Source organism: Pseudomonas sp. GW456-12-10-14-LB2 (genome assembly GCF_002884345.1).
Lineage (GTDB): Bacteria > Pseudomonadota > Gammaproteobacteria > Pseudomonadales > Pseudomonadaceae > Aquipseudomonas > Aquipseudomonas paraglycinae.
Map to the genome: position 1 here is coordinate 46492 of NZ_POHV01000007.1, position 22747 is coordinate 69238.

General features: G+C 60.8%; 25 protein-coding genes. 20 read left to right on the forward strand and 5 right to left on the reverse strand.

The window, feature by feature from the left end:
* Nucleotides 1-99: 99 nt before the first annotated feature.
* The 10 genes from C1X29_RS06325 (at nt 100) to C1X29_RS06370 (ending at nt 11140) form a co-directional block, all read left to right on the forward strand.
* On the forward strand, nt 100-816 hold the full coding sequence (locus C1X29_RS06325) for a FadR/GntR family transcriptional regulator (protein ID WP_064383471.1): 717 nt from the start codon (nt 100-102) through the stop codon (nt 814-816).
* A gap of 25 nt (nt 817-841) precedes the next feature.
* Nucleotides 842-1717, forward strand: a complete 876-nt coding sequence (locus C1X29_RS06330) for an SMP-30/gluconolactonase/LRE family protein (protein ID WP_102717083.1) — start codon at nt 842-844, stop codon at nt 1715-1717.
* A 270-nt stretch (nt 1718-1987) separates the two neighbouring features.
* Nucleotides 1988-2806, forward strand: a complete 819-nt coding sequence (locus C1X29_RS06335) for an SDR family oxidoreductase (protein ID WP_011335425.1) — start codon at nt 1988-1990, stop codon at nt 2804-2806.
* Nucleotides 2807-2950: 144 nt separating this feature from the next.
* On the forward strand, nt 2951-3955 hold the full coding sequence (locus C1X29_RS06340) for a substrate-binding domain-containing protein (RefSeq protein ID WP_085745050.1): 1005 nt from the start codon (nt 2951-2953) through the stop codon (nt 3953-3955).
* A gap of 56 nt (nt 3956-4011) precedes the next feature.
* Entirely contained in the window at nt 4012-5556 is a 1545-nt protein-coding gene (gene araG, locus C1X29_RS06345) for an L-arabinose ABC transporter ATP-binding protein AraG (RefSeq protein WP_102717084.1), read from the forward strand.
* Nucleotides 5557-5568: 12 nt separating this feature from the next.
* A complete protein-coding gene (araH, locus tag C1X29_RS06350; protein ID WP_011335422.1) occupies nt 5569-6537 on the forward strand; it encodes an L-arabinose ABC transporter permease AraH in 969 nt (322 codons plus the stop codon).
* 283 nt (nt 6538-6820) lie between these two features.
* Nucleotides 6821-7534 carry a GntR family transcriptional regulator gene (locus tag C1X29_RS06355; RefSeq protein WP_102686502.1) on the forward strand — a complete coding sequence of 238 codons (714 nt, stop codon included), beginning with the start codon at nt 6821-6823 and terminating at the stop codon, nt 7532-7534.
* Nucleotides 7531-8529 carry an ADP-ribosylglycohydrolase family protein gene (locus C1X29_RS06360; RefSeq protein WP_102686501.1) on the forward strand — a complete coding sequence of 333 codons (999 nt, stop codon included), beginning with the start codon at nt 7531-7533 and terminating at the stop codon, nt 8527-8529. Before C1X29_RS06355 ends, C1X29_RS06360 begins: the two co-directional genes overlap by 4 nt.
* A gap of 222 nt (nt 8530-8751) precedes the next feature.
* Nucleotides 8752-10218: a cytosine permease gene (locus C1X29_RS06365; RefSeq protein WP_085647459.1), complete on the forward strand. Its 1467-nt coding sequence runs from the start codon at nt 8752-8754 to the stop codon at nt 10216-10218.
* Nucleotides 10211-11140, forward strand: a complete 930-nt coding sequence (locus tag C1X29_RS06370) for a PfkB family carbohydrate kinase (protein ID WP_102686500.1) — start codon at nt 10211-10213, stop codon at nt 11138-11140. Before C1X29_RS06365 ends, C1X29_RS06370 begins: the two co-directional genes overlap by 8 nt.
* A 60-nt stretch (nt 11141-11200) precedes the next feature.
* Here the strand turns inward: C1X29_RS06370 and C1X29_RS06375 are convergent, their stop codons facing one another.
* From C1X29_RS06375 to C1X29_RS06390, 4 genes are all read right to left on the reverse strand, one after another.
* Nucleotides 11201-11581, reverse strand: a complete 381-nt coding sequence (locus C1X29_RS06375) for a Rho termination factor N-terminal domain-containing protein (protein ID WP_064383457.1) — start codon at nt 11579-11581, stop codon at nt 11201-11203.
* Between the two features lie 88 nt (nt 11582-11669).
* Entirely contained in the window at nt 11670-11924 is a 255-nt protein-coding gene (locus C1X29_RS06380; protein ID WP_011335416.1) for a hypothetical protein, read from the reverse strand.
* Between the two features lie 52 nt (nt 11925-11976).
* Nucleotides 11977-12321, reverse strand: coding sequence for a hypothetical protein (locus tag C1X29_RS06385; RefSeq protein WP_039770633.1), 345 nt, complete (start codon nt 12319-12321; stop codon nt 11977-11979).
* A gap of 82 nt (nt 12322-12403) precedes the next feature.
* Complete coding sequence (locus C1X29_RS06390) at nt 12404-13072, reverse strand: HD domain-containing protein (RefSeq protein ID WP_102686499.1); 669 nt, start codon at nt 13070-13072, stop codon at nt 12404-12406.
* A 111-nt stretch (nt 13073-13183) separates the two neighbouring features.
* Between C1X29_RS06390 and C1X29_RS06395 the strand changes: the two genes are divergently transcribed.
* From C1X29_RS06395 to C1X29_RS06445, 10 genes are all read left to right on the forward strand, one after another.
* On the forward strand, nt 13184-13663 hold the full coding sequence (locus tag C1X29_RS06395) for a GNAT family N-acetyltransferase (RefSeq protein ID WP_085607298.1): 480 nt from the start codon (nt 13184-13186) through the stop codon (nt 13661-13663).
* A gap of 159 nt (nt 13664-13822) precedes the next feature.
* Nucleotides 13823-14485 (forward strand): hypothetical protein, encoded by a 663-nt coding sequence (locus C1X29_RS06400; RefSeq protein WP_085745044.1) that lies wholly within the window; start codon nt 13823-13825, stop codon nt 14483-14485.
* On the forward strand, nt 14482-14976 hold the full coding sequence (locus tag C1X29_RS06405; RefSeq protein WP_074688083.1) for a PAAR domain-containing protein: 495 nt from the start codon (nt 14482-14484) through the stop codon (nt 14974-14976). Before C1X29_RS06400 ends, C1X29_RS06405 begins: the two co-directional genes overlap by 4 nt.
* 7 nt (nt 14977-14983) lie before the next feature.
* On the forward strand, nt 14984-15724 hold the full coding sequence (locus C1X29_RS06410) for an alpha/beta fold hydrolase (RefSeq protein WP_102686498.1): 741 nt from the start codon (nt 14984-14986) through the stop codon (nt 15722-15724).
* Nucleotides 15717-16211: a hypothetical protein gene (locus tag C1X29_RS06415; RefSeq protein WP_129972527.1), complete on the forward strand. Its 495-nt coding sequence runs from the start codon at nt 15717-15719 to the stop codon at nt 16209-16211. Before C1X29_RS06410 ends, C1X29_RS06415 begins: the two co-directional genes overlap by 8 nt.
* A gap of 148 nt (nt 16212-16359) precedes the next feature.
* Nucleotides 16360-17349: a 2-dehydro-3-deoxygalactonokinase gene (locus C1X29_RS06420; RefSeq protein ID WP_102717085.1), complete on the forward strand. Its 990-nt coding sequence runs from the start codon at nt 16360-16362 to the stop codon at nt 17347-17349.
* Nucleotides 17350-17368: 19 nt separating this feature from the next.
* Nucleotides 17369-17989, forward strand: coding sequence for a 2-dehydro-3-deoxy-6-phosphogalactonate aldolase (locus tag C1X29_RS06425; protein WP_085745040.1), 621 nt, complete (start codon nt 17369-17371; stop codon nt 17987-17989).
* Between the two features lie 47 nt (nt 17990-18036).
* Complete coding sequence (gene dgoD / locus C1X29_RS06430) at nt 18037-19185, forward strand: galactonate dehydratase (RefSeq protein ID WP_102717086.1); 1149 nt, start codon at nt 18037-18039, stop codon at nt 19183-19185.
* A gap of 193 nt (nt 19186-19378) precedes the next feature.
* Nucleotides 19379-20689: an MFS transporter gene (locus C1X29_RS06440; protein WP_085696968.1), complete on the forward strand. Its 1311-nt coding sequence runs from the start codon at nt 19379-19381 to the stop codon at nt 20687-20689.
* Nucleotides 20690-20749: 60 nt separating this feature from the next.
* Nucleotides 20750-21553: an IclR family transcriptional regulator gene (locus C1X29_RS06445; protein WP_007950852.1), complete on the forward strand. Its 804-nt coding sequence runs from the start codon at nt 20750-20752 to the stop codon at nt 21551-21553.
* A gap of 4 nt (nt 21554-21557) precedes the next feature.
* Here C1X29_RS06445 and C1X29_RS06450 read toward each other — a convergent pair whose 3' ends face one another.
* Nucleotides 21558-22610: an NAD(P)-dependent alcohol dehydrogenase gene (locus C1X29_RS06450; protein WP_102717088.1), complete on the reverse strand. Its 1053-nt coding sequence runs from the start codon at nt 22608-22610 to the stop codon at nt 21558-21560.
* Nucleotides 22611-22747 lie beyond the last annotated feature (137 nt).

A 22747-nucleotide genomic window follows, 5' to 3' on the forward strand; every position in this document is an offset into this window, starting at 1 on the left:
AACCGCAGTCTGTGAAAGCAGGCTGCGGTTTTTTGTCGTTGACTCTCAATCGTATGATGATTAGCGTAGGCACCCACAGCGAACGGCTTCGGGGTGTCCATGTCGAGCAGTTTTCACGCATCAACGGTTGACTGGCTGGGCGCCTGGATCGCCGCCGGCCAGGTAAAGCCGGGACAGGCGATCAAGGTCGAGGCCGATCTGGGCGAGCAGCTCGGTGTCAGCCGCACGGTGATCCGCGAAGCCATCAAGACCCTCGTCGCCAAAGGCATGCTCGAAGTCGGGCCGAAAGTCGGCACGCGAGTGCTGCCGATCAAGCGCTGGAACCTGTTCGATCCGCAAGTAGTGGGCTGGCTGTCGCGCAGCGGTCTGCCGGAAAACTTCGTCGATGACCTGCTCGACCTGCGCCGCACCATCGAACCGATGGCGGTGCGCTGGGCCTGCGAGCGGGCGACCGTCGAACAGGTGCAAGCCGTGCGGCAGGCCTACAACGCGCTGGAACGGGCGGTCGACAGCGGCATCGATTACAACCGCGCCGACCAGTTCTTCCACGAATGCATTCTCGCCGCCAGCCACAATCAATTCATCGAGCAAATGGTGCCGGCCCTCGGCGCGCTGCTTGCCGTGTCCTTCGAAGTGTCCGCGGCCGACCCCGACGAATTGCGCCGCACACTGCCCATCCACAAAGACATGGCCGACGCCATCGCCGCCCGCGATGCCGCGCGCGGGGTGTGGGCCTGCATGACCCTGATCGACAATGCCGACCTGGCCATCAAGCGGTTCTACCCGCAGGTGATGGCAGACAAGAAAGCCAGCTGACAAAAACAACAAGACAGGAGGTTGCATGACGTGGACTGCGGTGACAGAGCATCGGGCGCAACTGGGCGAGGGCCCGTTCTGGGATGCGCCCACCCAAGCGCTGTACTGGGTGGACATCGCTGGCCAGCAGGCGCTGCGGCTGATCGGGCAGAACGTGCAGATCTGGCAGATGCCGGAGCACGTCTCGGCGTTCATTCCCTGCGCCAGCGGCGACGCGCTGGTGACCCTGAGCAGCGGCGTCTACCGGCTCGATCTCGATTCCCCCGGACTTGAGCCGCGACTGACGCTGTTCTGCATAGCCGATCCGCAACCGGGCAACCGCGCCAACGAGGCACGTTGCGATGGCCAGGGCCGCTTGTGGCTCGGCACCATGCAAAACAACATCGGCGAGCAGGGCGAGGATCTGCCGATCACGCGTCGGTCCGGCGGTCTGTTCCGGGTTGATCCGGATAAACGCGTCACGCCATTGCTGCGCGGCCTGGGCATTCCCAACACGCTGCTGTGGAGCGACGACGGCACCACGTTGCTGTTCGGCGACAGCCTCGACAGCACTTTGTACCGCTACTTCATCCACACCGACGGCAACCTCGACCCCGCCCAGCCCTGGTACAGCTCCGATCAGCCCGGCGGTCCGGACGGTTCGGCGATGGACGCCGAAGGCTACGTGTGGAACGCTCGCTGGGACGGCAGCTGTCTGCTGCGCCTGACACCGGATGGCCAGATCGACCGCAAGATCGATCTGCCCATCAGCCGTCCGACCAGTTGCGTATTCGGCGGCGCCGACCTGAAAACCCTGTACATCACCAGCGCTAAAAGTCCGCTGAACCATCCGCTGGATGGCGCCGTGCTGTCGCTGCGGGTTGATGTCGCCGGAAAGCTCTGTACGCGTTTCGCAGGATAAATCCCAAAATATGGGATGCAAAATTATATATTGAGATTATTTGGCGGTCGGGTTTATAGTCGGCTCCAGCAGTAACACGCACTCACACTTAAAAAGAACAAAACAGGTGAAGTGATGCAGCGAATTTCCATCGCACTCCACAGCGGAGTCAGCGCTTCGGGCCGTTTCGGCACCGTGGCGTGCGCTCGCCTGTTTTGTTCCAGAAGCCTTCCAGACCGGACATCGTCAGATCCCCGGTTTTTTTATGCTTTCGAACAGGAGTCCTGATTCATGGCTGAACCTCTGTCCCTGCCACCGGTGCCCGAGCCACCGAAAGGTGAGCGCCTGAAAAACAAGGTCGTGCTGCTGACCGGTGCCGCTCAAGGCATCGGCGAAGCAATCGTCGCGACCTTCGCCTCGCAGCAGGCCAAACTGGTGATCAGCGATATCCAGGCTGAAAAGGTCGAGAAAGTCGCTGCGCATTGGCGCGAGCAGGGCGCCGATGTGCAGGCGATCAAGGCCGACGTCTCGCGTCAGCAGGATCTGCACGCCATGGCCAAACTGGCCATCGAGCTGCACGGTCGCATCGACGTGCTGGTGAATTGCGCCGGGGTCAACGTGTTCCGTGATCCGCTGGAAATGACCGAAGAAGACTGGAAACGCTGCTTCGCCATCGACCTCGACGGCGCCTGGTATGGCTGCAAAGCCGTATTGCCGCAGATGATCGAGCAGGGCATCGGCAGCATCATCAACATTGCCTCGACCCATTCCACAAACATCATTCCCGGCTGCTTCCCGTACCCGGTGGCCAAGCATGGCCTGCTCGGGCTGACCCGCGCGCTGGGCATCGAGTACGCGCCGAAGGGCATTCGCGTTAACGCCATCGCCCCTGGTTACATCGAAACCCAGCTCAACGTCGATTACTGGAACGGCTTCGCCGACCCGCACGCCGAACGTCAGCGCGCTTTCGATCTGCATCCACCCAAACGCATCGGTCAGCCGATTGAAGTGGCGATGACCGCCGTGTTTCTGGCCAGCGATGAAGCGCCGTTCATCAATGCCTCGTGCATCACCATCGATGGTGGTCGCTCGGTGATGTACCACGACTGACAAAAGCGGTTTCCAGGTGGAAAGGTCCGCCTGAAATCCAATCATCATACGATATGACTATTGTCGTCATGATTAGCAGGAAACGCTTCGACCGCTTTAACGTTTTTCAAATAACGCTCAAGAAAAATAACAAGGAGTCTGCTTATGAAACGTCGTTTCGGGATTCGTACCCTGTGCAGTACCGCGCTGGCGGTCACTGCGTTCAGCCTGAGCAGTTCGCTGCTGGCCGCCGATCCGGTGAAGATCGGCTTCCTGGTCAAACAGGCCGAAGAGCCGTGGTTCCAGACTGAATGGGCCTTCGCCGAGAAAGCTGCCAAGGACAAAGGCTTCGAGCTGATCAAGATCGCCGTGCCGGACGGCGAGAAAACCCTCTCGGCCATCGACAGCCTCGCGGCCAACGGCGCCAAGGGCTTCGTCATCTGCCCGCCGGATGTGTCCCTCGGCCCGGCGATCATGGCCAAGGCCAAACTCAATGACCTGAAAGTGATCGCCGTCGACGACCGTTTCGTCGACGCCAATGGCAAGTTCATGGAGGACGTGCCGTACCTCGGCATGGCCGCCTTCGAAGTCGGCCAGAAGCAGGGCGCCGCCATGGCCGCCGAGGCGAAAAAGCGTAACTGGGACTGGAAAGACACCTACGCGGTGGTCAACACCTACAACGAACTCGACACCGGCAAGAAGCGCACCGACGGCTCGATGAAGGCCCTCGAAGACGCGGGCATGCCGAAAGATCACATTCTGACCGCCGCCCTGAAAACCCTCGACGTACCGGGCAGCATGGATGCCACCAACTCGGCGCTGGTCAAGCTGCCGAGTGCGGCGAAGAACCTGATCATCGGCGGCATGAACGACAACACCGTCCTCGGAGGAGTGCGCGCCACTGAAGCCGCCGGGTTTGCCGCGGCCAATGTGATCGGCATCGGCATCAACGGCACCGACGCCATCGGCGAACTGAAAAAGCCCAACAGCGGCTTCTACGGTTCAATGCTGCCGAGCCCGCACATCGAAGGCTACAAGACCGCCGAGATGATGCACGAGTGGGTCACCACCGGCAAAGAACCACCGAAGTACACCGCGATGGACGACGTCACCCTGATCACCCGCGACAACTTCAAGCAGGAGCTGGAGAAGATCGGCCTGTGGAACTGACGGCAGCGGCGGCCCGGGCAGCCGGGCCGCTTGAACGGTGTGATGAGGTGGCTTAAATGCACGCGCAAGTACAGACACAAGAACACAGCGCCAGCGGCAGCCTGCGTTTCAACGGGATCGGCAAGACCTTCCCGGGCGTGAAGGCGCTGGACGGCATCAGTTTCGTCGCTCACCCCGGGCAGGTTCACGCCTTGATGGGCGAGAACGGCGCCGGCAAATCGACCCTGCTGAAGATCCTCGGCGGTGCCTACGTTCCGAGCAGCGGCGAGCTGCAGATCGGCGAGCGGACGATGGCGTTCAAGTCCACCGCCGACAGCATCGGCAGCGGCGTGGCGGTGATTCACCAGGAGTTGCATCTGGTGCCGGAAATGACCGTGGCCGAGAACCTGTTTCTCGGTCACCTGCCGGCCAGTTTCGGCCTGATCAATCGCGGCGCGCTGCGCCAGCAAGCCTTGGCTTGCCTCAAAGGCCTGGCCGATGAAATCGACCCGCAGACCAAGGTCGGACGCCTGTCCCTCGGTCAGCGGCAACTGGTTGAAATCGCCAAGGCGCTGTCCCGTGGCGCGCATGTGATTGCCTTTGACGAACCGACCAGCAGCCTTTCGGCGCGGGAAATCGACCGGTTGATGGCGATCATCGGCCGACTGCGCGACGAAGGCAAAGTCGTGCTCTATGTCTCCCATCGCATGGAAGAAGTGTTCCGCATCTGCGACGCGGTGACGGTGTTCAAGGACGGCCGCTACGTGCGCACCTTCGACGACATGAGCCAGTTGACCCATGATCAACTGGTGACCTGCATGGTCGGGCGCGACATTCAGGACATCTACGATTATCGCGGTCGCCCGCGCGGTGCCGTGGCGCTGAGAGTCGATGGATTGCTCGGCCCGGGCCTGCGCGAGCCGATCAGTTTCGATGCGCACAAAGGCGAGATTCTGGGGCTGTTCGGACTGGTCGGGGCAGGGCGCACCGAGTTGTTCCGGCTGCTCAGCGGTCTTGAGCGCAACACCGCTGGACGTCTGGAATTGCGCGGCCATGAACTGAAACTGCGTTCGCCGCGCGATGCGATCGCCGCCGGGATTCTGCTGTGCCCGGAGGATCGCAAGAAGGAAGGCATCATCCCGCTCGCCAGCGTTGCCGAGAACATCAACATCAGTGCGCGCGGCGCGAATTCCGGGCTCGGTTGCCTGCTGCGCGGGATCTGGGAAAAGGGCAATGCCGAGAAACAGATCAAGGCCCTGAAAGTGAAAACGCCCCATGCCGGGCAACAGATCAAGTTCCTGTCCGGCGGCAATCAGCAGAAGGCGATTCTCGGCCGCTGGCTGTCGATGCCGATGAAAGTCCTGCTGCTCGACGAACCGACCCGGGGCATCGACATCGGCGCCAAGGCCGAGATCTACCAGATCATCCATAACCTGGCCGCGGACGGCATTTCGGTGATCGTGGTGTCCAGCGATCTGATGGAAGTGATAGGCATTTCCGACCGCATTCTGGTGCTGTGCGAGGGCGCCCTGCGTGGCGAAGTCAGCCGCGACCAGGCCAACGAATCCAACCTGCTGCAACTGGCTTTGCCGCGCCACCGCGCTGACGGCGTGGCGAACTGAGAGGTGACTATGATGACAACCCAAAACGAAACCCTGCCGACCGAGCGCAAACCTCTGGATATGCGGCGCTTCCTCGACGACTGGGTGATGCTGCTGGCGGCGGTGGGTATTTTTGTCGCCTGCACCTTGCTGATCGACAACTTCCTCTCGCCGCTGAACATGCGTGGCCTGGGTCTGGCGATTTCCACCACCGGGATCGCCGCGTGCACCATGTTGTATTGCCTGGCATCGGGACATTTCGACTTGTCGGTGGGTTCGGTGATTGCCTGCGCCGGTGTGGTGGCGGCGGTGGTGATGCGCGACACCAACAGCGTATTTCTCGGCGTCAGCGCGGCGCTGGTGATGGGTCTGATCGTCGGCTTGATCAACGGCATCGTGATCGCCAAGTTGCGGGTCAATGCGCTGATCACGACGCTGGCGACCATGCAGATCGTCCGTGGCCTGGCTTACATTTTTGCCAACGGCAAAGCGGTGGGCGTGTCCCAGGAATCGTTCTTCGTGTTCGGCAACGGCCAGTTGTTCGGCGTGCCGGTGCCGATCCTGATCACCATCGTCTGCTTCCTGTTTTTCGGCTGGCTGCTGAATTACACAACCTACGGGCGCAACACCATGGCCATTGGTGGCAACCAGGAAGCGGCGCTGCTGGCAGGGGTGAATGTTGATCGCACGAAGATCATCATCTTCGCGGTGCATGGGGTGATTGGTGCGCTGGCGGGTGTGATTCTGGCTTCGCGGATGACTTCGGGTCAGCCGATGATCGGGCAGGGGTTTGAGTTGACGGTGATTTCGGCCTGCGTGCTGGGCGGGGTGTCGCTGAGTGGCGGGATCGGGATGATCCGGCATGTGATTGCCGGGGTCTTGATTCTGGCGATTATCGAGAATGCGATGAACCTGAAGAATATCGACACGTTTTATCAGTATGTGATTCGTGGGTCGATTCTGCTGTTGGCTGTTGTCATTGACCGTCTGAAACAGCGCTGAAATCAAAAGCTCCCTCACCCCAGCCCTCTCCCGGAGGGAGAGGGAGCCGACCGGGGTGTCTTGCGCTCTACATTGACCTGAAGAATCCAATCGATTATGGATTCGGCAAAGCCTTTTCAGGTCGACGTACCTCCCGAATATCCCCCATTCAGTTCCCTCTCCCTCCGGGAGAGGGCTAGGCGGGCGGCGTTCCGATGAGGGCGCTCTTGATCTTCCCGCCTTCCGTCACCCCACCCAAAATTTCCCTTGCCCGTCTCAACCCGTTTCGGTTATCACTTTGTACATGATTAGACAGGTACGATTTGACAAGAAACAACGGGTGGTCGACGAGCTCGTCCGACGCATCGAAAGCGGCCTCATGGAGGACGGCTTTCTGTTGCCCGGCGAGCACCAGTTGGCTCAGGAATTCAACGTCAGCCGTGGCACGTTGCGCGAAGCGCTGGCCGAACTGAAGCGGCGCAATTACATCGCCACGCAAAGCGGGGTCGGCTCCATCGTCACGTTTGACGGTGTGGTGCTCGACCAGCGCAGCGGCTGGGCCCAGGCCCTGGCCGACAGCGGGGCGATGATCAATACCGACGTGCTGCGTCTGGAGGCCGTGACTCGTGCGGATCTGCTTGCGCGTTTCGGCTCCGATCAATTCATTCTTCTCGAACGTCGCCGCCGTTCCAACGATGGCACGGCGGTGTCCCTTGAACGCTCTCTGATGCCCGCCAGCGGAGGCCTGGAAAGCCTGCCGCGGGTCGGCCTGATCGACAACTCCCTGACCATCACCCTGGCCGCCTACGGTTACATCGGCGAGCGCGGCGATCAATGGATCGGCGCCGAACCGCTCAACGCCGAGGACGCCGAACTGCTCGGCCGCCCCGAAGGCACGGTGTTCCTCAAGGCATTGCGCACCACCTACGACCGGCAAAACCGCTTCATGGAGCAGGTCGAAAGCCTGCTCGACCCGGTGCATTTCCGTCTGCACCTGCAATTTGGAGAATCGAAATGACCGCCCTCGACCGTGCCTTGGGCGCGTTTTATGGCCTTGCCCTGGGTGACGCGCTGGGCATGCCGACCCAATCCCTGAACCGCGAAACCATCAAGCAGCGCTTCGGCCAGATCACCGATCTACAGGACGCCGGGCCCTTGCAGCCGATTGCCGCGAACATGCCCAAGGGCTCGATCACCGATGACACCGAACAGGCGATTCTGGTCGGCGAGTTGCTGGTCGAAGGCAAGGGCCGGATCGAACCGGCAGTGCTCGCGCAACGGCTGATCGAATGGGAAGCCGAGATGCAGGCCAAGGGCTCGCAGGACTTGCTCGGCCCCTCGACCAAACGCGCAATCGAAATGATCCTCGCCGGCCACTCGCCGGAAGAGGCCGGGCGCTACGGCACCACCAACGGCGCCGCGATGCGCATTACCCCGGTGGGCATCGCGGCGGATGTCGCCGACCCCGAGCGCTTCATTGCGGCGGTGGTGCAGGCCTGTCAGGTCACTCACAACACTACCCTGGGGATATCCAGCGCGGCGGCGGTGGCGGCGGTGGTCTCGGCCGGCATCAACGGTCTGGATCTGGGTGAGGCGCTGAACCTCGGCCAACAGATCGCCCAGCAAGCGGAGTCTCACGGGCACTGGGTGGCCGGCGGGCGCATTGCGTCGCGGATCAGTTGGGCGCGCAGCATCAGTGTCGAGAGCGACCCGGTGTTGCTCGCGGATCTGCTGTACGACGTGATTGGAACCTCGGTGGCGTCGCAGGAATCGGTGGTGGTGTCGTTCGCCCTCGCGCAGCAAGTCGCGATCGGTGAAATGACGCCGTTCGATGCGCTGTGCATGGCCGCGAGCCTGGGTGGCGACACCGACACCATCGCCGCGATTCTCGGCGCCATGCTCGGGGCCTGCCTGGGCCTGCAGAGCTGGCCGGCGCCGATGATCGAGACGGTGAAGGCCGTCAATGGTCTGGAGCTTGAACCGTTGGTGCAGGGACTTTTGGCCTTGCGCTGATTGAACTGACGCCATCGCTGGCAAGCCAGCTCCCACAGGGACCGTGCAAACCTCAAGGTTCACTTCGAACCTGTGGGAGCTGGCTTGCCAGCGATGGCCGCGCCGCAAATCCTGAATATTCACCCGCAATGGATCGCGCAGACAGGCCCAGGAAGGGGCGGGATGTCTTGTCGTTCTGCGTCATTGCCACAACCACAATAAAGGCAAACAGGAGCATTTTTCATGAGTTCATCGACCGCCGGGCAAAGCGCCGGGCAACTGGAAACCCGGGGCATCGAACCGGTGCCGGAAGGCGAGTGCAACGGCCATCCGCTGCAACTGTTCTGGGTCTGGTTCGCTGCCAACATTTCCATCCTCGGCCTGCCGCTGGGCGCCACGCTGGTTGCGTTTCGCGGCCTGGCGATCTGGCAGGCGATCATCGTCGCGATTCTAGGCGCTGCCGGTTCGTTCGCGGTGGTGGGGATCATCTCGATTGCCGGTCGTCGCGGTCGTGCGCCGAGCCTGACCCTTTCGCGGGCGATCTTCGGTGTGCGCGGCAATATCGGCCCGACGCTGGTGTCGCTGATGTCGCGTCTGGGTTGGGAAACCGTCAACACCACCACCGCCGCGTTCGTGCTGCTGTCGTTGTGCTCGATCCTGTTCGGCTCGCCGGTGGAAGCCAAAAGCGCGCCGGTGCTGACCCTGATCTTTATCGCGATTTTCGTGCTGCTGACCCTGTCGGTGTCCGGCCTCGGCCACGCCACCTTGCTGGTGATCCAGAAGTGGGCGACCTACGTGTTCGGCGCGCTGAACATTCTGGTCGGCGGCTTCCTCTGCGCGACCATCGACTGGAGCGCGGTGTTCAACGCCACGCCGGCGCCGATGAGCGCGATGATCATCGGCATTGGCACCATGGCCGCCGGTACCGGAATCGGCTGGGCGAATGCCGGCGCCGACATGTCGCGCTATCAGCATCGCAGCGTCAAAGCCGTGCGCCTGGTGGCTTCGGCGGCGTTCGGCGCGGGGATTCCGCTTGTGCTGCTGATCACCCTCGGCGGTCTGCTGTCCGTGGGCAACAACGACCTCGCTTCGGCCACTGACCCGATCGTGGCGATCCGCGACATGCTGCCAACGTGGATGGCCGTGCCGTACCTGATCACCGCATTCGGAGGCCTGCTGCTGTCGAACAACCTGTCGGTGTACTCCGCCGGTCTGACCACGCTGACCCTCGGCCTGAAGGTCAAACGCGTGTACGCGGTGGTGGTCGACATCGTTGCGATCTTCGCCGGTTCGATCTACTTCATGCTGATCGCCGACAGCTTCTATGGCCCGTTCATTACCTTCATTTCCCTGCTGGCAGTGCCGATCACTGCGTGGGTCGGGATCTTCGTGGTCGACCTGATTCACCGTCACTACTACAGCCCCAAAGACCTGCTCGACGTCAGCCCGAGCAGCGCCTACTGGTACAGCGGCGGCATCGAGTGGCGCGCGTTCGGCGCATGGGCGATCGCGATCGTGCTGGGCTTCAGTTTCACCACCATCGGCACCACGGCTGAAAATGTCTGGTTCAAGGGCTTCCTGTCCGACTCGTGGCTGGGCCACAACGGCCTCGGCTGGATCGTGACGTTCGTGGTCGCCGGCGGCATTTACTTCGTACTCGGCGGGGCGAGAGATCGCCGCGCTGCGCAATCCGAGAATGCTCATGCCTAAGATGTTGCACACCGGCCAGGTCATCATCGACCTGGTCATGGCCGTGGAGGCGCTGCCGCAAATCGGCGGTGACGTGCTGGCGCAGTCCGCCAGTTTCGAAGCCGGCGGCGGCTTCAATGTGATGGCTGCCGCTGCGCGCAACGGCTTGCCGGTGGTCTATCTCGGCCGTCATGGCAATGGGCGTTTCGGTGATCTGGCACGGCAGGCGATGAACGCCGAAGGCATCCGCATCGGCATCGAACAACCTGCAGAACGTGACACCGGGATCTGCGTGGCGCTGACCGATGCGTCGGCCGAGCGCAGTTTCATTTCCTACATCGGCGCCGAAGGCGAGGTCACGACGGCGGAGCTGAACAGCGTCGCCGCCGAGACGGGGGACTACGTCTACGTCAGCGGCTACAGCCTGCTACACAGCGGCAAGGCCCAGGCGTTGCTGGACTGGACGTTGGCGCTGCCGAAGACGATCAACGTGGTGTTCGATCCTGGCCCGCTAGTGGAATCGCCGGACTCACCGATGATGCAGGCGCTGCTGCCGCGCATCGATGTGTGGACCAGCAACAGCGTCGAGGCGTTGCGCTTTACTGACGCGACGGACATCGAAACCGCGCTGGACCGATTGACCGTGCACCTGCCACGAAATGTGCTGATGGTAGTGCGCGACGGCCCGCAGGGTTGCTGGATTCATCAGCGCGGTGAACGTCAGCATGTGCCAGGTTTCAAGGTGCAGGCGGTGGACAGCAATGGTGCGGGCGATGCGCACGCCGGGGTATTTGTTGCCGGGCTGGCGCAAGGGCTTGCAGCTCACGAAGCCGCAAGGCGCGCCAACGCTGCGGCTGCGTTAGCGGTCACTCGCTGGGGCCCGGCGACCGCTCCTGGCACTGCCGAGGTTGATGTGCTGATCAGCAAAAAATGCACTGACTGAACGATCGCAATCGCTGGCTTGCCAGCGATAAGGCCTTCAGCCGTTACATCCAGTCTGGACCTAGCCGGCTCTGCGCAACGCCGCAATCAACTCATCCTTTCGCATCGACGAACGCCCGGGGATTTTCCGCTCCCGGGCCTCCTTGCGCAGGCTGTCGACCGTCTGCACTTCGCGTGAAGCCTTGCTGTCGCGCGAATGTCCCTCACGGCTTACTGTCGCGCGCCGCGCCGACTCCTTGCGATCTGAAGCTTTGGCGCTGGCAGGTTTCCGGCGCCCGGAACCTCCGGCCTTCTCGCCGCCGCCGGACTGTTTGTTCACAGTCGCCCAGGCGCGGGCTTCAGCTTCGTCCTTGGACATCCCTTTGTTCTGATAGCTGTCTTCAATGTGTTCGGCTTTGCGCTTCTGTTCTTCAGTGTATTTGGCTTTGCTTCCACGAGGCATGGCGAGTCTCCTGGTGGCTGGATGAATCTCGGTATGAACCGGCGCAGGCAATGCATTCGAACACTGCATGCGCCAGTGACCGCATGCGTCAGGTATCGAGTTTACGGGCCGCTTCCACACCTGCAGCGCTGAGCTTGATCGGCAGATTCAGCGAATGTTCTCCCGCTTCGTTGCAAGTGATGTGTCCGTGGTGAATCAGTCCACGCTCCTGCAGGGCAGCGAGGGCACTGGCCACGACTTTCTCGCCGCGATAATTGTCCAGCACCTCTTTGCCGAGGCCGCTCGGGTGAGCATGCAACAGGCGGGTGAGGACTTCTTTTTCCAGGTTTTTATCGACGTTCATGGTTACCTCTTCAGGGAAGTGGATAAGACACGTTGCGTGGATGCAGCACGGATCACTGACCTGCGCCTTCAGAGCCCGAACCACCCGTGGTGGTTTTCGAGCCGACGCCGGGACCTGCGTTGTCGGGGGCGGCCGGAGCGTCGGGGGTGTTCATCCCGCCCTGACGACCGGGATCGCTGCCCTGGGTGCGAGGATCGGTTCCCGTCGCGGGTGGCTGATTGATCAGCGGAACACCCGAGCCGTCGGTATTCATACCGGGGGCGCTGTTGATGGCGGGGGCTCTTGGCTGGGTAACCGGATCGGTCGGCCCGGTACCGGCAGCGGTAGTCGAGGCGGCGAATACCGCCGGGCTGAGGAGGGTAGCGAATACGAGCGCAGTCAACCTTGACGAGATCATAGAGTGTCTCCAGTGATTGAAATCCTTACCTTCTTTTGGTCTGCCGTCGTGAAAGATTGGTGCCTGATGATCGACGAACGGTTCAGAAGGGCTGAGTGCTTTCGAGGCCGATCTCTTCCTTGAATTGCTCCATAAAATCTTTCAAGCGTCGATGGCGTAGCTGTGCCAGACGTTGGCCGGCAACGGTCTGGAATCCGTCTGCGAGGTGCAGCAGTTTGGTCTGGAAATGATCGAGGCAGAATCGCTTGTCGTCGTAGTCCCTATCCCGGGCCTCGGGATCGTGCGGGTCATACAACGCGCTGCCCATGCGTCCGGCCGTGTAAAAGGTGCGGGCGACGCCGAGCATGCCGAGGGAGTCGAGACGGTCGGCGTCCTGCATCAGTCGCGCCTCGAGGGTGAGCGGTGTGATGTTGGCGGAAAAGCTGTGGGCTTCGATGGCGTGGGTGACAGCGTCGATTTTGGCGTCGGGCCAATGCATGTTCGCCAGCACCTTCGAAGCTTTTTCCGCAGCCAGACGCGATGCCTGTGAGCGCAGCGGCGAGTTCTTTTCCACCGCGACGCAATCGTGCAGCAACACCGCTGCCAGAAGGACTTCAAGGTCGCCGCCTTCGTCGGCCTGCAAGGTGCGCGCGTTGTGCCAGACCCGTTGCAGATGCGACAGGTCATGAGCGCCGTCTTCCGACGGTTCCAGCGCGTGGGGCAGCAGTTCGGCGGCGAGCTCCGTGAGAGGTGAAAAAACGAGATTGTTCATGGGAGTCCTTGCGAGTCATCGGCCGCGCTAGCCTAATCCGTGGATTGCCATGTGACGAGCGCCGCGCACCGCCTTAGTATGGCGTTTTCCTTTTTCCGACAAGGCCCGTCCATGACGATCGAAATCCGCCCGGCGACCCCCAGCGATGCACCGCAAATCCTCGCGTTCATCACCGAATTGGCAGACTTCGAAAAGGCCCGTCACGAAGTCATCGCCAGCGTCGCCGACATCGAGCGCAGCCTGTTCAGCGAAGGCGCCACGGCCCACGGTCTGATCTGCCTGCGCGACGGCGTACCGATCGGTTTTGCGGTGTTCTTCTTCAGCTATTCGACCTGGCTGGGCAGCAACTGCCTGTACCTCGAAGACCTGTACATCACTCCGGAACAACGGGGCGGCGGCGCCGGCAAAACCCTGCTGCGCCACCTCGCGAAAATCGCCTGCGCCAACGACTGTGGCCGGTTCGAATGGAGCGTGCTGGACTGGAACACCCCGGCCATCGAATTCTACAAATCCCTCGGCGCCCAGCCGCAGGAAGAGTGGGTGCGTTATCGCATGGATGGCAAGGTATTGCGCGAATTTGCCGAGGGCTGAACAAATAGTGGCAATCTGATTGCTGATTCGATTGTCCAAACCGCTCTGGTCCGGCATTCTACGCGCCATTTTTGCGCGCTCACGGACGACACCTGCAATGCCTCTGGCACTCTTTCTCCACGCCCGTGGAGCCTTCGCTGCGTCAACGAGTGACCGGCGATGAGCGGACTACGGGCGTCGATCCGTCTGTACGGCCTGGTCAAAAACCTCGGCTCAAGCGACAACCCGAACCGCCAACCGGTGGACATCCTCTGCACCCTCAACCGCCTGGGGGGCAAGGCCATCCGTGCGTTTGTCTCGCGCCTCGATGCCGAGCTGATGTCACGCAGTGCGGGCTTCGACGACTACCGCGTGATACCGCTGCGCACGTTCGATCCGAACGGATTCATCGATGCACATCAAGGCTGGCTGACCCTGCACGTGTGCTGCGGTTTTGTCGCGCCTGCGGGACAATCGATTTTCCACCAAAGCGTGCTGTCGCCGATGGGCTGGTATGTCTACTCGCAAACCGGCCGCTGGACAGCCGAGCGTTATCTGGAACTCGGCCCGCAGATGGCCGAGCTGCTGCAAACCACCTACGACCAGCATCGACTGACCGGCTACAACACCTGGCTCAACCAACTCGACGACGCTACATCCGCCGAGTTGAACTGGTTTGCCGATGAAGCCTGGCAACAACTGCAAACCCTTACACCTCCGAACAGCCGCGAGCATTGTCACGCGCTGTTTGATTCCGTCGACAACCGCTGGCGTTTCGCCGCGACCGACGTCGATCTCTATCAGCCTCACCCGGAACCTCTGAAGCAAGGAGCTTTGAATTGAGTGGCAAACCCGCTGCACGCGTCACCGACCCAACCGCCTGCCCACTGCCGGGCCACGGCAACAACCCGATCGTCTCCGGTTCGCCGGACGTGTTCTTCGACGGACTCCCCGCTGCGCGAATGACCGATAAATCGGCGTGCGGCAGCCCGATCACCGGCGGTGTTTCCGCCACGGTCTTCATCAACGGCCTGAATGCCGCGATGCTCGACAGCACCGGCGGGCATGGCAATGTCGTAGTCGGTGGGTCGGGGACGGTGATTATTGGACAGAGCGGGGGAGGGGCGGCGTTTAGTGGGTTGTTGCCGATGCCGGTGCATTTCAATGATCGGATGCAGGTGATTAACGAAATTACTGGTGAGCCCATGCCAAATCACCCTTACGCGATTCAACGCGCTGATGGGAGCGTGGAGCACGGCGTAACCAATGACGCGGGCTTCACCCATACGGTGAGTTCGCATTTGCCTGAGTCGATCAAGCTGTTCGTGGAGTAGGAAACGTATGACAGCTGAAAATCCTGCTCTGAAAGGGTGTAAAAGACTGGTCGTGACCCACGACCTGACCTGCAAAACGGACGGAACAGTCAAGCAGGCCACGATCACTCCCAAAAAGATTGTTCTGTTTTTTGTGGGTGGTGCGGGTGATAAAGAAAGTTATTACGGCACAGGCCCCAATAATAACGTTGCTGACGTCATGAAGGTGTTTGTCAGGGATATGGAGGCTGAGGGTATTTGTTCTGATAATTATGATGCCCACCATATTGGTTATAACTATTTTATTAGTGATGATGATCTGAAAAAGAATGTGCTGGAGAAGATTGCTGATGTGACCACGCCTGTATATATCATTGGGCATAGCTTGGGCGGTTGGAATGGTGCGCACATGTCAGCTGTATTGACTGATAAGGGGTATCGAATTCCGTGTCTGGTTACACTCGATCCGGTTGGCGAAGGAAAAATCGTGTGGGGGGTTTCTAGCATCTACCGTCAGGAACCGAAGCCGAAGGCGGAATATTGGGTTAACGTCAGAGCCGATGCCAAAGACTGGAATTTTTCCGATCTCGTAGCCGATTTTGGAGAGCAATGGGATATGAAAAGTGGGCCCAATATGAACGGGCGAGTGAATGTGAATCACGCCGATGCCTGGGTTATCTACACATCAGTCCTGCAAAGTGGCATCTCGGCCAGAGACGCTTTGATGCAGGTTGTTGTTACTCATTTTAAAGGACGGAAATGTGCGTAATATAATTTTATGCATGGCTTTCTTGCTTTGCACTTCCTGTGCGATAAATCATGGCAAGCCCATTGCTCATTTACAATACGTTGGTGTTGAACGTTATTTGGATAGGGCCATTTATCAGGTGCGTTTCTCGTCCGATGTTGATGTTGTCAATCTTTTCAAATCAAAAATAAGCCAGACGCTGATGTGTTCTTTTGAGGGCGATTTTGATTTTTCGGCAACTCACTCTGCGGGTAGATATGGAGAGGGTTTTATCGAGCCTGAAATTTCAAGTGCCGGGCCGGTTTTCAGGGCGGATGTTTTATTTTTCGAAAGAAAAAACGATACCAGTGAAAAAATCATTGAAGGTGAGGCGTTGAGGTCTTTATTAGTGGGCCGAGAGTCTATTGTCTGTAAGGTCAGAATTAATTCCTACTCCTATAAAATATATTTGTCGGAGGACATGAAGGTTCCAACGGCAGATCTGTTAAGAGAGATCGATAAGTTTTAAACGGGCTGCGATTGCTGCTCAGCTAGCTGTCCGATTTTTTAGGAATTCGAATCCCAAAATATGGGATGCAAAATTACATATTGAGATTTTCCATCTGGGAGGTCTATAGTCCAGCTCACTCACTGCCAATAACAAAACAGGTGAAGCGATGCTGGCGCAATTGATCGCGCTCGATTGGGGGACGACCTCACTACGTGCTTACAAACTCGCGGCGGGCGGACAGGTGCTGGCGCAGCGTTCGCTGTCGTTCGGGATCATGCAGTTGCCGAAGACGCCGCGGGTCATCAACGGTCGTGAATGCGCCGACGGTTTTGAACTGGCGTTCGACGAGGCGTGCGGCGACTGGCTCGACGCGCAACCCGGCTTGCCGGTGATCGCTTGTGGCATGGTCGGCAGCGCTCAGGGCTGGCGCGAAGCGTCCTACCGCGATACGCCGGCCAACGTCGCCGATCTCGGAAAATCCCTGCAAACCGTTCGCAGTCTTCGCGGTGTCGATGTGCACATCGTGCCGGGTGTGATTCAGCGCTCGACGCTGCCGAACGTGATGCGCGGCGAGGAAACCCAGGTCCTCGGCGTCTTGCAGAATCTGCCGGTCGAGGCGGGCAACGATCTGCTGATCGGCCTGCCGGGCAGTCATTCGAAATGGGTGGAAGTGGCCGATGGCTGCATCACCCGTTTCGATACCTTCATGACCGGCGAAGTGTTCGCCGTGCTCAGTGAACACAGCATTCTCGGCCGTACCCAACAGTACAGCGCGGCATTCGACGCCGAGGCGTTTGATCGCGGCGTGCAGGTGGCGTTGTCGGCAGAAGGCGAAATCGGCGTGCTGTCGACCCTGTTCAGCGCCCGCAGCCTGGGCCTGACCGGTGAACTCAGCGCCACCGCTCAACCGGACTATCTGTCCGGCCTGCTGATCGGCCATGAACTGACGGCGCTGGCCGCCGTGCAACGGCGCCGACGCAACAGCACACATCTTCCTTCGATCATCCTCATCGGCAACGCGCAGTTGTGCGCCCGCTACAGCCGGGCCCTCGACGCCTGCGGTTTTGCCCGGGTGACCCTGGCCGAGCAAGCCACCGAGCGTGGTCTGTGGCAACTGGCGCTCGCCGCCGGACTGATCGATTCCTCATCCCGTTAACCCTGACTGGAGGCCTGACATGCTCAAGCAAGCACTGGCGCAAAACGGTCTGATCGCGATCCTGCGCGGCCTGCATCCGCAGGAAGCCGCTGCTGTCGGAGAAGTCCTGTATGCGGCCGGATTTCGCGTCATCGAAGTACCGCTCAATTCCCCTGCGCCGTACGAAAGCATTCGCATCCTGCGTAAGACACTGCCCGCCGATTGCCTGATCGGTGCCGGCACGGTTCTTACTCCGGAACAGGTCGAACGGGTGAAGGAGGCCGGCGGCCAGGTGATCGTCATGCCTCACAGCGATGCCAAGGTGTTGCGGGCAGCGAAAGCAGCCGGGCTGTATCTGTCGCCGGGCGTTGCCACACCGACCGAAGCCTTTGCGGCGCTGGAGGAGGGCGCGGACATTCTCAAGCTGTTCCCGGCCGAACAGATGGGGCCGGCAGTGGTGAAAGCCTGGCTGGCGGTGTTGCCGGTCGGGACGATTCTGGCGCCGGTCGGCGGCATCACGCCGGACAACATGCAGGCCTTCATCGACGCCGGCGTCAAAGGCTTCGGCCTCGGTTCCGGGCTGTTCAAACCGGGCATGACGACTGAGCAAGTGGCGGCCAATGCCAAGGCCTACGTGGCGGCCTGGAAAGCCCTTCGCTAAGACTTTTCGGCGCTGCGTGCGCTGCATCTAACAAGAGAGACAAACAGATGAAAATCACCAAACTCACCACCTTTATCGTCCCGCCGCGCTGGTGCTTCCTGAAAGTCGAAACCGACGAGGGCGTGACCGGTTGGGGCGAGCCCGTGGTCGAGGGCCGGGCCCACACGGTTGCTGCAGCGGTCGAGGAATTGTCCGACTACCTGATCGGCAAAGACCCACGCAACATTGAAGACATCTGGACCGTGCTGTATCGCGGCGGCTTCTACCGGGGCGGCGCAATTCACATGAGCGCACTGGCCGGCATCGATCAGGCGCTGTGGGACATCAAGGGCAAGGCGCTGGGCGTATCGGTCAGCGACCTGCTCGGTGGTCAGGTGCGGGACAAGATCCGCGTGTATTCGTGGATCGGCGGTGACCGTCCGGCGGACACCGCGCGGGCCGCTAAAGAGGCGGTGGGTCGTGGTTTCACTGCGGTGAAAATGAACGGCACCGAAGAGCTGCAATTCCTCGATACCTTCGAAAAGGTCGATCTGGCCCTGGCCAACGTTGCCGCCGTGCGTGATGCGGTGGGGCCGCACGTCGGCATCGGCGTCGACTTCCATGGACGGGTGCACAAACCCATGGCCAAGGTACTGATGAAGGAACTCGACCCGTACAAACTGATGTTCATCGAGGAGCCGGTGCTCAGCGAAAACTACGAAGCGCTGAAAGAGCTGGCACCGCTGACCAGTACCCCGATCGCACTTGGCGAGCGACTGTTTTCGCGGTGGGACTTTAAACGTGTGTTGAGCGAAGGTTACGTCGACATCATCCAGCCGGATGCGTCCCACGCCGGTGGCATCACCGAGACCCGCAAGATCGCCAACATGGCTGAAGCCTACGACGTGGCGCTGGCATTGCACTGCCCCCTGGGGCCGATTGCGCTGGCGGCGTGTCTGCAACTGGACGCCGCTTGTTACAACGCGTTTATCCAGGAGCAGAGCCTGGGCATCCATTACAACGAGAGCAATGACCTGCTCGACTATGTGAAGGATCCACGGGTGTTCGACTATGACAAGGGCTTCGTGAAAATCCCCAACGGCCCGGGCCTGGGAATCGAGATCAACGAGGAATACGTGATCGAACGCGCGGCGGTCGGCCACCGCTGGCGCAACCCGATCTGGCGCCATGCCGATGGCAGTTTTGCCGAGTGGTGATTCGCTGATTCTCTGCCGTGAGCTCGACGAGAACTACGAGATCGTTCCCACGCTCCGCGTGGGAATGCAGCCCGGGACGCTCTGCGTCCCAAGAGCGGACGCAGAGCGTCCATAGAGGCATTCCCACGCAGAGCGTGGGAACGATCTCGCCTGCTAAATCCGACCTCAATAAACATAAGAAGAGGCGCTCCCCATGCAACCGCAAACCCTCACCGGGCAAGCGACGTTAGTCACGCCCAGCCGCAAGCGATTTTTCATCATGGTGTTGCTGTTCATCACCGTGGTCATCAACTACCTCGACCGCAGCAACCTGTCGATTGCCGCCCCGGCGTTGACGACGGATCTGGGCATCGACCCGGTGCACGTCGGGCTGATCTTCTCGGCGTTCGGCTGGACCTACGCCGCCATGCAGATCCCCGGCGGCTGGCTGGTGGATCGGGTGCCGCCGCGCATTCTTTATAGCGTCGCGCTGCTGTTGTGGTCGCTGGCCACGGTGATGCTCGGTTTCGCGGCCAGTTTTATCGCCCTGTTCGTGCTGCGCATGGCGGTCGGTGCGCTGGAAGCACCGGCGTATCCGATCAACAGCCGTGTGGTGACGACCTGGTTCCCCGAGCGTGAACGGGCCACGGCCATCGGCTTCTATACCTCCGGGCAGTTTGTCGGGCTGGCGTTTCTGACCCCGGTGCTGGCGTGGCTGCAACATGAATTTGGCTGGCATATGGTGTTTGTCGTGACCGGCGCTGTGGGCATCGTGTGGGCGGCGATCTGGTACGCGGTGTATCGCGAACCACGTGATTTCAAAGGCGCCAACCAAGGCGAAATCGACCTGATTCGCGAGGGCGGCGGGTTGGTGGATATCGCCGCCGAAACCGCCAAAGTGAAGGCGAAATTCAGCTGGACCGATCTCGGCATCGTCCTCAGCAAACGCAAGTTGTGGGGGATCTACCTCGGCCAGTTCTGCCTGAACTCGACGCTGTGGTTTTTCCTGACGTGGTTCCCGACCTACCTGGTGAAATATCGCGGCATGGACTTCATCAAGTCCGGTCTGCTGGCGTCGCTGCCGTTTCTCGCCGCGTTTATCGGCGTGCTGTGCTCCGGGTTCTTTTCCGACTTCCTGATTCGCCGCGGCTGCACCGTCGGGTTTGCACGCAAGTTGCCGATCATTGGCGGGCTGCTGATTTCCACCTCGATCATCGGCGCCAACTTCGTTGAATCGACGCCGCTGGTGATTGCCTTCCTGGCGCTGGCGTTTTTCGGTAACGGCTTGGCATCGATCACCTGGTCGCTGGTCTCGACGCTGGCGCCAGCGCGGTTGCTGGGCTTGACTGGCGGGGTGTTCAACTTCATCGGCAACCTGTCGGCGATTGCCACGCCGATTGTCATCGGCTTCCTGGCCAGCGGCGATTCGTTCGCCCCGGCGATCACCTACATCGCGGTTCTGGCATTGATCGGTGCTTTGTCCTACGTGCTGCTGGTGGGCAAGGTCGAGCGCATCGAGTTGTAGTCGGCTATGTCGGGCGACCATAATGCCGCCCGTTCCCTCGCTCAACGCTAAAGGCTGGATATGCAGGAAGACGCCCCAAAAACCGCCAAGGACGCCGCGCCAACCGGCACCCAGACCCTGCTTCGCGGGTTGGGTGTGGTGCAGGCCGTCGCCAGTGGCGCCCGCGATCTCAAAGAGATTGCCCGCCTGATCGGCACCACGCGCAGCACCACCCATCGTCTGGCCAGTTGTCTGGTGGACGAGCGCTACCTGCGGGTCGTGCCGCAAGTCGGTTATCTGCTGGGGCCGAAGCTGATCGAACTGGGTTTCCAGGCGCGTGAAGAATTGCCGCTGGTGACCCTGGCCGGGCCTTATCTGGACGAGTTGTCGGCGCTGACCGGCGACACCGTTCACCTGGGCATTCGAGAAGGCGACGAGGTGCTGTACCTGTTGAAGAATCCGGGGCGCAACGGCCCGGAAATGCGCTCGCGGGTCGGCCATCGCATGCCGTTGGCGCGGACCGGGATCGGCAAAGCCTTGATGCTGGATGACGCGCCGCAGGACTGGCAGCGTCTGTACGACATCAGTCTGCCGGCGGGTGGGAAAAGTCAGTTCTGGCCGCAGCATCCCCAGCAGTCGTGGGAGCAGCTGGAGCAACGGATGACCGAGTACGTGGCCGGCGGCTACGCGTTCGATCTGGAAGACAACGAGCCGTCGATCCGCTGCGTGGCGGCGCCGATCCGCGACGCGAGCAAGCGCATCGTCGCGGCGATCAGCATCGCCAGCACCGTGCCGTACATGCCGCTGGAAAAAATGGCCGAGCTGATTCCCCTGATCAAAGGGGTCACGGCCCGGCTCTCGGCGGAGCTTGGCTTGAAGGTCTGAGGAATCAGAGCTTCAGAGTCGCCATGTCGATGACGAAGCGATACTTCACATCACCGGCGATCATCCGCGCGTAGGCCTCGTTGATCTGGCGGATGTCGAGCATTTCGATGTCGCAGCTGATGTTGTGTTCGGCGCAGAAATCCAGCACTTCCTGGGTTTCGGCGACGCCGCCGATCAGCGAGCCGGCCAACACGCGACGGCTCATCACCAGTTTGCCGGCGTGTACCGGCGGATCGATCGGTTCGATCAGACCCACCAGAATGTGCACGCCGTCGAAGCGCAGGGTGTCGAGGTACGGGTTCAGATCGTGCTGGACCGGAATGGTGTCCAGCAGGAAATCGAAACGACCGGCCGCGGCTTTCATCTGCTCTTCGTCGGTGGAGACGATCACATGATCGGCGCCCTGACGACGACCTTCCTCGGCCTTGCTTGCCGAACGGGTGAACAGCGTCACTTCAGCGCCCATGGCCTTGGCGAACTTGATGCCCATGTGACCGAGGCCGCCCATGCCGAGAATCCCGACCTTGTCGCCGGCCTTTACACCGTAGTGTTTGAGCGGCGAGTAGGTGGTGATGCCGGCGCAGAGAATCGGTGCGGCAGCCGCCAGATCCAGCTTCTCGGGGATGCGCACCACGAAGTGTTCGCTGACCACAATGCTGTCCGAATAACCGCCCATGGTGTTGCTGCCATCGACCCGGTCCGGGGTGGCATAGGTCATGGTCGGGCCTTCGAGGCAGTATTGCTCGAGGTTCGACTGGCAGGCTTCGCAGGTGCGGCAGGAGTCGACCATGCAACCGACGCCAACCAGATCGCCTACCTTGTGTTTAGTGACATTCGCACCGACGGCGGTGACTTTTCCGACGATCTCGTGGCCGGGCATCAACGGGTAAACGGCGATGCCCCATTCGTTGCGCGCCTGGTGGATGTCGGAGTGGCAGACGCCGCAGTACAGGATTTCGATGGCGACGTCGTCGGCCCGTGGGCTGCGGCGTTCGAACTTCATCGGGGCGAGGGGAGTGGTGGCCGTTTGAGCGGCATAGCCGATGGCGGTGTACATGTGAAACCTCGCAAAAGCAGTGACAGGTGAGGCGGCGCATTCTGGGCGCCGTCCGGTCGTCCGGCCATGGCGATTCCTCCGGGTGTCATGCCTAATCCTCCGGCATGCGGGGTTGATCGGTCGCATTGGCAAAAGGA